Source organism: Halomicrobium sp. HArcht3-1, assembly GCF_058933345.1.
In genome coordinates, this window is the sequence record NZ_JBZYDM010000007.1 from 56,735 (window position 1) to 69,305 (window position 12,571).

Annotated in this window: 8 protein-coding genes; 1 reads left to right on the forward strand and 7 read right to left on the reverse strand. The window is 56.3% G+C overall.

Annotated elements, in window-relative coordinates; all coding sequences use genetic code 11:
• Positions 1–35: 35 nt before the first annotated feature.
• Genes AC5FRW_RS12980 through AC5FRW_RS13010 form a run of 7 tightly spaced genes read right to left on the reverse strand, consistent with a single transcriptional unit; the run spans position 36 to position 11,862 of the window.
• Positions 36–4,337: a helicase HerA domain-containing protein gene (locus AC5FRW_RS12980; RefSeq protein WP_493568881.1), complete on the reverse strand. Its 4,302-nt coding sequence runs from the start codon at positions 4,335–4,337 to the stop codon at positions 36–38.
• A complete protein-coding gene (locus AC5FRW_RS12985; RefSeq protein WP_493568882.1) occupies positions 4,337–6,529 on the reverse strand; it encodes a VirB4 family type IV secretion system protein in 2,193 nt (730 codons plus the stop codon). Before AC5FRW_RS12985 ends, AC5FRW_RS12980 begins: the two co-directional genes overlap by 1 nt.
• Positions 6,522–7,643 (reverse strand): TraC-like domain-containing protein, encoded by a 1,122-nt coding sequence (locus AC5FRW_RS12990; protein WP_493568883.1) that lies wholly within the window; start codon positions 7,641–7,643, stop codon positions 6,522–6,524. The genes AC5FRW_RS12985 and AC5FRW_RS12990 overlap by 8 nt, the downstream gene beginning before the upstream one ends.
• Entirely contained in the window at positions 7,643–8,755 is a 1,113-nt protein-coding gene (locus AC5FRW_RS12995; RefSeq protein WP_493568884.1) for a TrbL/VirB6 family protein, read from the reverse strand. The genes AC5FRW_RS12990 and AC5FRW_RS12995 overlap by 1 nt, the downstream gene beginning before the upstream one ends.
• Positions 8,756–8,757: 2 nt before the next feature.
• Positions 8,758–9,594 (reverse strand): hypothetical protein, encoded by an 837-nt coding sequence (locus tag AC5FRW_RS13000; RefSeq protein ID WP_493568885.1) that lies wholly within the window; start codon positions 9,592–9,594, stop codon positions 8,758–8,760.
• The gene (locus AC5FRW_RS13005; protein ID WP_493568886.1) at positions 9,591–11,426 is read right to left on the reverse strand and encodes a DUF8186 domain-containing protein; all 1,836 of its coding nucleotides are present in this window, start codon (positions 11,424–11,426) and stop codon (positions 9,591–9,593) included. The genes AC5FRW_RS13000 and AC5FRW_RS13005 overlap by 4 nt, the downstream gene beginning before the upstream one ends.
• A gap of 16 nt (positions 11,427–11,442) precedes the next feature.
• Positions 11,443–11,862 carry a DUF7985 family protein gene (locus AC5FRW_RS13010; protein ID WP_493568887.1) on the reverse strand — a complete coding sequence of 140 codons (420 nt, stop codon included), beginning with the start codon at positions 11,860–11,862 and terminating at the stop codon, positions 11,443–11,445.
• Positions 11,863–12,081: 219 nt separating this feature from the next.
• On the opposite strand from AC5FRW_RS13010, the gene AC5FRW_RS13015 reads away from it, so the two are divergent.
• Complete coding sequence (locus AC5FRW_RS13015; RefSeq protein WP_493568888.1) at positions 12,082–12,336, forward strand: winged helix-turn-helix domain-containing protein; 255 nt, start codon at positions 12,082–12,084, stop codon at positions 12,334–12,336.
• Positions 12,337–12,571 lie beyond the last annotated feature (235 nt).

Here is a 12,571-nt window from a genome sequence, read left to right on the forward strand (position 1 = left end):
GATCCCAGAATAGGAGGGCAGCCGAGATGCTCTCACTACGTATCCACACTCCCGGATTGGTTGAATGCGAGTCCCTCATAGTAGCGAACGGGGCTTCCATCTGTCCGTTCAGTCGTTCGCTCGAACGTGATTTGAGTGCTCAGCCGGCGAGCAAACCACGACTTGGTGTCGGGATCGATCTCGTAGTTTTCTATCCACTGTTCATACTGTTTGTATACTTCTCCTGCGGCAAGCCTGCTCTCAGGGTCTTCGACCAGATGGAGAGCGACGAACCGCTCGACGACAGCATCAGCATCATCGTCGATCGCGTCAATCGGCGGTATTTCTGGATTGGGCTCCGTGGAGCCTCCATCACTCTGCCCCGAAACTCTCTCCAAGAGTGTCTCGACGGGGTAGGTTCCGCCGTCGGCGTAGACAACTGTGTCACCGTCGTCGGAGAGGATGATGATCGCGTATGACTCCGGACCGTAGTCGGGCGTCGAGAGTTCATGTTCCGGGATGAACGGTTTCTTGACTCGCACCCAGTCTGCTTCGAATTCCGCTTTGGTGTTGTAGACGTGTTGCTCACCCTGCTCGTAGACGACATACTCGTCGGCTGCATGATCGTAGCTGTAGGTAGCCGGGACGCGGTCTTTTGAGACTTCTTCGAACGACGAGAGACGAAGATATTCAGTTCCCTCACCGTCTCTTAGTACCAGTCCGTTCTCTTCGCGCACCCATATCGTTCGGTTCGTATCGCTCTCCCCGGCCCTGGGCCGCACAGCCGTGACACCACCGCGTTCGGTCGCCCCGCCGTTGAACGTGAGATGGTGGTCGTGGCTGTAGAATCGAGTTTGACCGTTGGAGAGTTCCTGAACTGGGGGCCTCAGAATTTGCTCGACTCGCTCTGCCCAGTAGGTCTCTGTCTCACCAGGACGGACAACGAACAAGGGGATCTGTCCTGAGTCCTGGGCCTTTCTGAGATTGGTGAGAACTTTCACCGGATTCTCCGGTGTTGTGGTCTCGACCTCGATCGCAAACGTCTCTTCGAGGTCGGGATGCGTCGCTGTGGCATCTGGCAGTTCGCTCCCATCCTGTGTGGGGATCGCGACACGGAATCCAAGTGGTGTGAGTGCTGCTTCGACCGCAAGTAACGCTGCATCGTGTGCCTCGCTTCCGGCGGCTCGTGTGTCACCAGTCTCTGGCGCTGCTGCTTCCTCTCCGGCGTCGGTCAAACGGATGAGGAGTGCGTCGCCGGCTGCATCGAGGTCAATCTCTAGCAAGCGAGACCGCTCGCGGATATTCGCCAGCACATCGTACTCTGGTGGCTCGGTATCGAGATCGTCGAAACACGATCGCAATTCGGCGTCGACGTCTTCGACGGCCACCCAGCCGTTCTCTTCGCGAACCCCTTCTCTGAGCTGAACGATCCGAATCGTCTTCGCCAGCGCCTGATCGAGATCTTGATTCGTCGTTGCCAGAGCCTCCTGTATTGCTTCAGGCAACTGCTCTGTAGAGGTATTCTCCTCTTGTGGCACACAGTATTCTTCGCGAATCCGCTGGTGCATCGCCGAGAGCGTCTCTTGGAAGCGTTCTTCTTCCTGACCGCGCAGCGGGAACTCGCTTTCTGGATGACCCGCGGGGATCGGCAATGGCTTGACGCTAAACGGATACGGACCTGTTTCACCAAATGTCGGGCTCGGGAGGTTGGCAATCCATTCTCCCCGTGGGAGTGACCCAACTCGATTAGCGAAGTCCTCCGGGTCCATCTCTTCGTGTGCCATCGCTCTGGCTAATTCCCGGTCGACGTTGACATTCCCGACGAGTGAACTCCCGACGTTATTGAGGACGTTCAGGTACATCTTCCGTCCGCCTTCGGCTTCGATCTGCTCTGGAAACTGCATTGCCAGCCCCACGGACAGCCGGAAGCTTCGTCCCTTTTCGAGGAGGTCATTCAATAGATCGGAGACCACGAGCGACGCCGCTTCGTCGATGAACAGATTCACGACGTAATCGTCCGAGAAACCGTTTACTTCCTGTTTCTGCTCTTTGAGCGCTTCTTGGAGATTGCTCAATATGAGGCCAGTCAGCAAGTGGGCACTCTCCTCACTCAGGTCACCAAGATCGAAGATGATGACCGTGTCCTCCTCAAGCATATCGCGGAAGTCGAATCGAGCCTCAGTATTGTTGAATATCCGGCGGAGATGAATATTGTCGGAGATATATGCAAGGCGGCTTGCGACGCCACTGAGAACTTTCTTGGCCGTCTTTGTATCACGATCAACTTGTCGCCGGATGCGTCGAGTGTCCACCTCGTCACTCGACTTGGGTGCCTTCTCGAGGTCGGGATTTGGTGGTCCTGCCGCCGCCACTTGGTCAACCATGTCTTCCAATTGTCGATAGGCGAAATAGTCTGCTGACTCCCGGTAGCGGCCGTTTTCGCGACCGTGTTCCTCGTCCAAGAGCGAACCGATGAGGGCCTTGATGAGCGTGCCTGAGGTGACGGTGCTTTCGTACTTGTCCTCGCCCATCACGAGGATCATCATCTCTCGGAAATATTCGTAGAGGCGCTGGATCGCATCTCTTCGTTGGTGCCCATTCGCCAGCGCTGGAGTGAGGTTGAAAAAAGAGAAGCCGGGGAGCAGATCCGGGACTTCAAAGTGGATCACATTCTCTTCGAGGTCGGTCGTACCGAATCGGCGAGCGTGGGCACGCATGTAGTTCCTGGCCATCCCGTCGCCTTTCCGGTCGAGCATGATGGTTGGGCCGCTCGTGTTCTCGTGCAACGAGAGGAGAGCAATGATCAGTTGGATTGACTTCCCCGCCCCAGTCATTGCGTGGATGGCATAGTGGACTGGCAACAACCGTGGTGGAATGTAGACCGGAGTGTCTTCGGGTTCTCCGTCTTCGTCAAGTGCGTAACCGAGCGCCATACCGGTACGGAACTCACGCATCAAGTCCGGGTGAGGCCGTGGGAGTGGGTTGCGACTCTGATGTTCAGCGCGAGTCCCTCTGCTCCCTTCGACAGTGAGTTTCTCAGCAGACGGGGCGAGCACGAAGTTCGCCAATTCGCCTGCATTCAATACCAGATCTGAGCGGCTCTTCCCGCTCCCGGTGCGAATTTCTCGATCCAGAATATGGCGAAGCACCTTACGCGCATTCTTCGTTTTCGTCGTCTGTCGCCAGCCAGCCTGACGGATCCGTTGCCCCTCAATTCCGTAGTATGTGCCATCGAGCGAATCGAAGACCGAACGGAGCGACTCCATCTTCGAATCCAGTGTCACTTCGGCATCTTCGTTCGGTGGAGCCGCGATCGCTCGCAGGTTGACGGTGAACGTTCGCTTCGGATCCTTGTTCGTGATCTGGTCGATTCGCTTCTTGACAGTCTCGTCCAACTCTCGATCATCCCTGTCGATAGCGTCACCTTCGAGTAGTGAGCCAATCCAGCGTTGGCTCCACGTATCTCGGGCATCCCTGAGATTTTCTTTTCGAAGCTCTGCGTCTGAGACCCACCCCGAACGGCGCTCAAAGAGCGCCTGGAAGCCAATCGGATACTCAGCGTCACTCAGTTCGTCGATGAGTGTTGCAAGCGGCGGTCCCGTGAACGCATTCGTCGATCCGGACCGTGTCGACGCCGACGCTGGATTGTCGATCGTCGTCATCCAGTCGTCTTTCCGAGTCGCAACGCCACACCACTGCACGCCGACTGGTTGCAGACGGTCGATCGCTTGACGAGCTAGAATTGTCCCATCTGCCGTCTGTGTTGGCTTCTTGATCGACGTGTGCATCTCGCCCTCGGAAAGTGCCTCGCGGGAATCGATCTCGATGGTCCCCGTCTCTGTCTCGATCACTGTCTCAACGGTTGTCTCGCCATCTTCTTCGGTGGACGCCGCAGGTTCCATGGACGTGTCCACAGCACTCGAATCGTGCTCTGGTTCGGCATCTTGATCACTTTCGACTCGTTCATCCTCCGAAAAGTCGTAGAGCAACTCACCGCTATCAAGGGCTTCGACGAACTCCTCGTGCTCGTACTGAGTTGGTGGGATGAGCTTCGTCGCCGGGTCGATCTCGACTCGGGTAATATTGAACGTCGAGGGATAGATCGAGCGAAGCCGGTTTTCGAGGGTATCGAGATGCTCATCTGCTCCATAGTAGAACTCGACAGGGGCGTCCTTTCCCTCGCTGAGGATCAGAAACTCGAAGCGAAGTGGTGCTGTCGATTTCAGCGGGTTGAGCCTTTCGAGAAGGCCGGGAGTCTCTCCAGTCGTCAATTTATGGAGGCTGGCGAGGACTGGTGCAGCCGCCTCAGTCTGCAGTTCCTCGGACGTCAATGTGACACGGATGTATTCGCGTTTCATCACGGTCGCTCTTCCTCTGAGCCGCCATCTGTTTCTGTCTCAGCTGTTGGCTCCACAGTACTCGAAGCTCTGGCTTGTAGGGCATCACGCAGTGCCTGCCCCTCAGAATCAATTGCATCCTGGTCTGCACCGGGAAGTCGCTCTGGGATCTGTGCTGTCGGATCGAAGTCGATGACGTGCTTTTCTTTCTGCATTGCTTGTACCTTGATGCCGCGCCACTCGGCGTCGACGCCGACGAGTGCTTCAGAGAAGCCTGCCTCCTCGTTGCCGGGGACCGCATCCTGCACATAGCGCATCTGGGCGTAATTCAGGCCGAACTCGTTGGCCCACTCTTCGTCCATCCCATTCAGGCGATGGAACTGTTTGACCGCACACTGATCGAGAATCGCCTCGGATTCGACGTGCTGGAAGAACTCGTCGACAGTCTGCGTGACGAGACGAATCGAGAGATCGTGGTGGCGGTGATGTCGGAACACCGTTTCGAGGAACGCCAGACTCGCGGCGTCCTGCATGATGTAGCGTGCCTCGTCGATGACGAACACGACTTCCTTGTCCGTCTCCTTCGCCCGCTCGTATACGAGCGAGATGAGCAACTGCATCGTCAGCGCCGTGCTGCTTTCGACGCTTCCTTCCTGCTGTGCAAGGTCGAGGTAGATGACCTTCTCGTCGCGAATGTCGAACTCTGAGGACTTGCCCAGATTAGCATGGCGGCCCTCCTCCTCGAAGGGGCGAAGCTGGTCCAGCAACCACGTCGCGTCCTCACGTATCTTCCCGGTCTCCTCGTCAGACCGAACGACGAACGAGTCTGGATCGTCGACCATCTCCTCGAAGACGTCCATCATCTCTCGGATAGTCGGGCTAGGATTGCTGTGCGTCGCAATGTCGTCGGTGATATCGTTGCGCTTGTACGCACGCTTCAGGCCGAGTTCGAGCGTCGTCCGACGGTCTCCGAGTGAGATTCCACGCAGCGCAAAGAAGTTCGTCAGGAAGCTCATCGCGTCGTCGAGCTTCTCGTTGAACGGGCTCGCGTCCGTCCCCATCGCCCGCTGGACGTGCTCCGGCGTCTGGCGGATCTCCAGCGGATTCAGGCCGAGTGTCCCACCAACGGTGATGCGTTTCGCTCCGAGTGCCTCAGAGACACCCGCCCAGTTGTTGAGCGGTTCGAGGATGATGCCGATGCGGTCCTTGCTCTGCTCGATCGAGCGGACGAAATTCTGTTTCGAGCTGAACGACTTGCCAGAGCCAGTATCGCCAACAGTGAACATCGCATACCCGTTGTCACGGGCGAACGGGTCGATGACGACGGGGCTCTGGTTGTCCTTGTGGATGCCGAACTCGACTCCACCCTCCTCGAGGATGGTCGCATTATGCGGCGACGAGAGCAGTGCGCCAACGGCCCCACCGAGGGCGATGGACTCGCGCCCGAATACGTTGTCCCCGATGGGAGCAGCCGACTGCAGCGCGAGGTCCTGCCGACAGATCGCGGTCTTCGGCGTGAGATTGGCCGGATCGTCTCGGAGGGCGCTTTTGACCTTCTGGACTGAATCTCTGAGGTTTTCTTTGTCATCAGCGCGAACCGTGATGAACATCGCCTGCCCGAAGACGCTCGCCCCGTTCTCGACAGCTTTGTAGGTCGCAGCGGCTTCGTTTGCTCGCTCTTGCAGGTAGGCACTGCGGACGCTCTGTTCCAGATCAGCGTCGACCTGGAGGTCATCAGCGATCTCCTGCAGTTCGTTGCGTGCTCGCTGTTGATTCTTTGGCGTGATGTGCGCTGTGAGGTCGAATTCGACGTCGGTCAGCTCGAAGAGTTCGCTCAGGTAGCCGTCACTCGGATAGTCGGCATAGTCGACGATGTAGAGCGTCGTCGTCCACTGCTCTCCGACGTGCGCTGCCCGTGTCTCCCACTCGACGGCTGCCGGTGCGGTTACTGTCTTGTGAGACTCGGAGATGTCATCGAGGAGCTGGCCTTCTGTGTGGCCTTTTTCGAGTGTTGCCTCGTCGAGGACGTCCGAGAAGTCGACTTCTGGTTCCTCGTCGGCGGTGCGCTGGTCCCAGAAGTATTTTCCAGAGATTCCAAGGACCACGATCAGGAGGATGTAGATCGACGCTCCTTCTGATGACGCCGGATTCAAGAGCCACTCGGTTAGCTGTGCGACGGCTCCATCGCTTGACTGCAGAAGAACGTCACGCATCGGTCGTCTCCTCTCGGCGCGAATGCCCGATGATCGGTTGCTCACGGATGAGGTGGTCTGCCTCGTCGTAGTCGTGCTCGCGGCCGTTCCAGAAATCCATATTCAGGACGAACAACTCCACCGTGCTGAGCCGGCGAGCAGACCAGCCGGAGGTCTGTTGGATAAATTCCGCACGAACGTCATTGACGCGCCCGTCGAGTTTCTCGAACATCAGCGCTCGTCGCTCGACATCGGTGAGATCTGCACGGCGAGTCACGAAGGGGTTGAAGAGGAATCCGATGACGGGGAACTTTGTCAGTTTCTCGGCTGGCGTCCCCTCATCTCGATATCTGTCGTAGACTTCGAGCGGCGTGACCTCGACGCCAAGGTAATACCGCATCTGCTGGATGCCACGGTCACGCATCTCTCTGGGGCGAGTCTCTCGATACTCTTCGAGAAGTTCTCGGAAGATCGGATTTTCAGAGACATCTTCGTCAGTGAGCCGTTGTTCGATGGTTTCCGTGATTTGCTCGACCGGGAACGAGCGGGTTTTCGCGTGGAATTTGAGCTTCGAGTCGAGTTCCTTGTTGGCGAAGTCTTCGCCTGCACTTTGGAGGTGTGCCCAGTCCTCAGACATTGCGAAGTCCATATTCCCCGGGTCGATCTCGATGAAAGCCTCCATCGCGCCGTCCGTCCGTTGGATCGCGCCAGCGCCCGGCCACGCCCGCTCGACGTTCGTGAGATCCTGCGTTCGCTCGTCCGGTTTGAACGGTGTGTAGTTTGCGAACCCGCCCTGATTTCGCGTTGTTTCGTCCGTACTACTGTCTGCTTCCTCTGGGACACCGAACGTGACTCGTGGGCGCTTGAGGTACCGGTAGACAGCCTTCGTCCACGTCCACGCATTCAGGTGGTCAGGAGTGACATAGATGACTGCAACACCGAGGCCGAGTCCCCCAGCCACGAATGGAAGCGATAGCGAATCGACGCCGGTGAAACTCGCGATGAACAGCCCGATGATTGGGAAGGCGATGAGCACGCCGACATCACCTTCTTCGATGTTGAGGTAGGGGACACGACTCTCTTCGCCAAGCTGGTTCATGATACGCCGCGCTGCCGCGTCGGGATCTGTTGCCATTAGTGAATCCCCCGATCGTACTCCATTCCACGGCGGTTACTCGATCTGTCTGCTGTGGCCCCGCCAGGATCATTTTCGGTTCGACGGTACGATGGAGCCTCGTCCTCCGTTTCGTGCCCGCCTCGAGCAGCAGCTTTCTGTGCGATGGCCTGGCCGGCTGCTGCTTTCGGTCCCCACCGCGCTGCTGTCGTCGCGACACCTGCACCACCAACGTAGGCACCAGCTGCGACACCACCGACGAGAGCTGTCCCTCTCGCTGCGCCACCAACGACCCTGGCTGTCAGCGGCGTCGCATACTTGAACGTCTTCCACGTGATGAAGAGGGCAACAAGCGGGAGTGAGACAGCGACGAGGACCTTGAGAAATGCAGTCGGTGGTGTGAGCGCTCCGCCGCCGTAGATCAGATCATATCCTTTGAACACCATTGCAGCTGGCAGCGGCAGGACAGCAAGAGGGACGAATCGTTTGACGAATCCCATGGAGATATCAGAGAGAACGGGTAGGTTGCCGTAGGCGAGGGCGAACGCAATCGGCATCACATACAGATATACATAGAGCAGGATCATTCGGATATAGAAGAGTGCCTCCAAGGCCCACATCGAAACTCCCCCGATAAACGCAAACAGGAATCCCAGTCCAGGGTTAGTAATGGAGACACGCAAGAATTGTAGCATTGCTGTTGCTACTGAGGAGAGGTCGGGCATCAGGGCAATCGTGAATCCATCCACGAGATACAGGGTGAGAGTACCGATCCAGTACCAGGTGACGATCAGGAAAGCACCAACCCAAGCAGTTTTCTTGGTTTTTCGGGCTTCATAGGCGCTCCCCATGTTGAATATCCGAATGCTATGGCGCCCTTGTACGCTCATCACGAGAAGCAACAGAGAGATCAGCATGATTTCACCACCAACGAGCGCATCCTGAATCGTCGGCCACGGAGCATTGGTTGCCTCACCAAAAATGAACGCTCCGTCAGTCTGTGGTGTTGGTGTTCCAAACATCGCTTCGGTCAGGGTCTGATACCCTGACCGGAGCCCATCCATGAATAGACCGAGAACCCACTCTACGATGTCTTTGAACCCCTCCAGTACGACATCGATTAGGTCAACCATCGTCAGGCCTCCGTGATCGTGACCTTACAATTACTCATCTCCTCAGACCCAGAGTACTCAACATCGAATGCTTTCCTGACCCTGTTTCCGTCGACTCGTGTCTCAACGAGAACGGTGAATTGCCCGCTGTTGCCCTCGGGAGAACACCCCATCCCTTTCTCAGACTCTGATCCAAAGGGGAACGAATTGCTGAAGAGGTCCACTGTCTCCCTTGGTGAAACGACTACTTGCTCTGTTTCGTACATCCCGCTCCTTCGGGGATCTTCGATGGGACTGGGGGCATCTCCAGAGAACACGAGTTCAACAATCGCATCTGGGCCTGTCCCGGTATTTTTCACAGTAACGAACGCTTCACCGTTCTTCAAGCGGTCTGTCTCAGTATCACCGTAGATCTCGTCCCACGGCTTGTCAGGATTATTTCGAAAGAGTCCAACGTCCTGAATCTGGATCTCCGGGACGATCTCCGTCGTACTCTCAGCGACGGTTTCCTCATCCCTCAGCGCAATTACGCGATAGTCACCAGGCTCGTACGCAGTCCCGATCTCGAACGAGACCCGTTGGGCCCCTGCGGCCACATCACGGGTTCCAAACAGTTCTCCGTTCGGCTGAATGAGGTTGATCTGATCAACATCAGCGTCGGGGGAAGGCTCAACGACGAGCGTCGTCCCTTCGACAGCGATTCGTTGCAGCGGGCTTTGTCCATCCGAAGAACTGTCCACGTCACCGGACGTTCCAGACTCTCCATCATCGCCCAGGCAACCAGCAACGCTCACAAGCGCAGCGCCGGTGACTGTTCGAAGGGCATTCCGTCGACTGATCTGTGGGCTATTTCGTGTCATAGATTTCGATCGAAGCGGTCTTTGGGACCGAACATTCTGAGGAGACGATGTCCAGTGTAGAACATCACGAAGAACGGGATGAACTGCCAGAAGATCTCGAAGAGGAACGCGAACCAGCCGTCGATGGTTCCGAGTGGATGCCAGCGGACGCTTGCCGTATCACTCACGTATGCAGGATTCTGGCTCAGCCAGGACTCTGGTTGGTACCGCACCTCGTCGATTCCAGGATCGTCGACGGCGACGATAGCAACACCGGACGCATTGGTCTCGACTCGCTGGTCGGCGATGGTGATGTAACCGTTCCGGGGGTCCTCACGAATGGGATTCGAGCGAGCACGATCGTCGAGGATGATCGGCGCACCCGTCTCGTTGTCACGGAGCTCGATCCGAAGCGTGGCCTGTGACTGGTTCTGTTCGAGAACCGATACCGTGAGGTTGCTCCGACGAAGCTGTCGTTCAGACCCTCCTCTGGACTCGACAATTGATGCGTTGACGCCGCGAACGATACCTGCAACGTGGAGTGCGTCCCGGTCGACAGCCTCGGCTCGAACAGCAAGACCGTGGGTCGCCGTGTACGGCTGGTTCACGACCTCGACGGTGACATTCTCACCGATGGTCCCCGCTGGGGAGGGTCGCTCACTCCCCCAGATATCCACAATCTCCGGGCCGTCATGGACGGGTTCTGCACGCGGTCCAATCCGGGAGGGATACGCGTGGACGTAGACCGGGATCGCATCCGACTGCATTTCGGCGCTAGCGGTTCGGTTGGACTGAACGAGCGTATCCCAGTTCGGATCGCGGGCAGTGTAGAATCGCCAGACTCCACGAACATTTGTGTCGCCTTCCTCAGTAAGCGTGTACCCCTGCCAGGGTCGAGACTGGAAAATGGCAACGCCGGAATCACCGTTCGGATACTCTGCGTAATAGGGGTACGCAGAGAGGTCGTAGATCTCGACGTCGATCGAGTCTGAGACGCTCAGCGTCTCCTCACGATCGATCTCTTCAATCTCGATTTCACGAATCAGTTCGGTTCTATTGGTCGCAACAGTCCCGTTGGTCGAATTGGTTTCATTCACTGCGTCGGTACTGTTGGTCACATTGATTCTGGAGACCACTTCGGTCCGTACCGTCTTCCGCAACTGGATGTGGATCTCTGCTTCGAGGGTGAGGGTCGTGCTCCAGTCATCCTCAATCTGATAGTCGAGAACGGGTGTGTGAGTTCCATCGCTCCTCGCGATGGTCTCTTCGTCTGCTTTCAGACGCACCTCTTCGATCTCGTGGTTCGTGAGTGACCACTGTACAGTCCTGTTCTCCGAGGATCGGTCGTCTGGGAGACGGATCCGGTAATCGACGAATCCGCGGACCGCGCCATTTGGGGCGACATAGAGCGGCGTCTCACCGGATTCCAGATGGCCCCGAGTCGAAGGCTGGACCGCGAACATTGACGCGTGAGCGTTCTTAATGAATTGACCGTCCTTGAGGGATGCATGAGACGGATGGACGGACGTATCAGATCTACCGGCGTCGAGATCGGAAAAATCGCTTCGAGTCCACGTGGCGGCAGTTGCAGGCGGCCGCTTGAACGTAATGTCTGTCCCGTTCGCAAGCTGGTGGATCGACGTTCGCTCGCTGCCGTAGCGTTGGCGGTACTCTTCCTGGTTGATGTAGTTATCCGCATCACGAGACCAGAGCGTTGCTGAATCGTTTTCAGTGAGTCCATTGTCTTCCGTACCCGGACGCGGCGGGAGCGCTGAGACGATACCCGTGACGACGCTCGCGACGCAGAGGGTTGCGATGAGTACAGCGATTTCTCGTTGTTGTAGGGGTCTCACGGAGGCTGTGACCGACTTACCAGGGGACGAGATTCACGCAACTTGCCAGTGGAAGGCTCATCATCGACCCTGCAACCGTGTACAGGGGGCCGAGAATGAGGAGGATCACGGCAGACCTCATCGCGGATTGCTTGTGACGCTTGAGTCCCTTCTTCTGCTCTGGATCAAGTGTGAACATCTCGATAAGAGAGTCCGCTTGCCAAACGACAGCGAGACCCAGAATGCCCAACCCGGTAGTGAGCTGAAAGAAGCCCTCGATCATTCCGGGAAGCTTCTCAGTACTGCAAACGGCTCCGTCTGAGGCTTGTAGAGCGAGTGCGGGTTCAACTGCGACCAGTGAAATCGCTGTAAGCGTGACTGCGAATTTCGTCCCAGCGGTACTCCATGGAGTGCGTTTCGGCTTCTGTGATGGTGAATCAGTATCTGGCCCTTGCATACGTGTCTGTGTGTCGCTGTTCCATCGCTTGAGGGGGTCCGGGGTCGTTGCAGATCTGTGGAATCAGCGTTCAGTTCTACCACTATCAAGCTAGTATATGAACTTGAACATTCGAATGTATTTCTTCAGATCTTCTTGTATGTCTTAGAAAATGAGAATACCTTCTGGGAGCGCATCGAATAGTATTTACATTGTTTCCTACAACAGATAGGTGTCCATATGTATCGAGAAGTCAATTGGGCAGTACCTGCCGACCCATACATCCTCGAAGAGCTCGGGAAGTACGAAGGCTGGCATACGGCAAAGAATCTCGAGATCAACACAGATTTCAGTCGCCAATGGATCTCCCAGCGCTGTCCAGTCTATGTCGAACATGGGCTTGCAGAGCGCCATAAAGAAGAGCCAGCGTTCCGTATCACAGACTTGGGCCTGCAGGTTCTCACTGGTGAAGTGGAATACACAGAGCTAAACTAGACGAACGACTAATGTATTAGAATAAAATACCCTCATCATGGGGAATTTGAATATTAAATGATGGTGTGTGAATCCATACATTCTAAAAACAACTCTCTATAACCATAGAAAAGTTTGAAAACTCTATCACTGTGACTCTATGAAGGAAGTATAGGTCCGCTCTAGTGGATATATCGCTCTATAATCGCATCTCTATAGAAAGATCGTCTAATGACATTCTCAGTTGTACACTGCC

What these genes read in the sequence shown, in the direction of transcription:
- AC5FRW_RS12995 (WP_493568884.1), bottom strand. Translation starts at nt 8,755, where the DNA reads ATGGTTGACCTAATCGATGTCGTACTGGAGGGGTTCAAAGACATCGTA.
- AC5FRW_RS12980 (WP_493568881.1), bottom strand. Translation starts at nt 4,337, where the DNA reads ATGAAACGCGAATACATCCGTGTCACATTGACGTCCGAGGAACTGCAG.
- AC5FRW_RS13015 (WP_493568888.1), top strand. Translation starts at nt 12,082, where the DNA reads ATGTATCGAGAAGTCAATTGGGCAGTACCTGCCGACCCATACATCCTC.
- AC5FRW_RS13000 (WP_493568885.1), bottom strand. Translation starts at nt 9,594, where the DNA reads ATGACACGAAATAGCCCACAGATCAGTCGACGGAATGCCCTTCGAACA.
- AC5FRW_RS12985 (WP_493568882.1), bottom strand. Translation starts at nt 6,529, where the DNA reads ATGCGTGACGTTCTTCTGCAGTCAAGCGATGGAGCCGTCGCACAGCTA.
- AC5FRW_RS12990 (WP_493568883.1), bottom strand. Translation starts at nt 7,643, where the DNA reads ATGGCAACAGATCCCGACGCGGCAGCGCGGCGTATCATGAACCAGCTT.
- AC5FRW_RS13010 (WP_493568887.1), bottom strand. Translation starts at nt 11,862, where the DNA reads ATGCAAGGGCCAGATACTGATTCACCATCACAGAAGCCGAAACGCACT.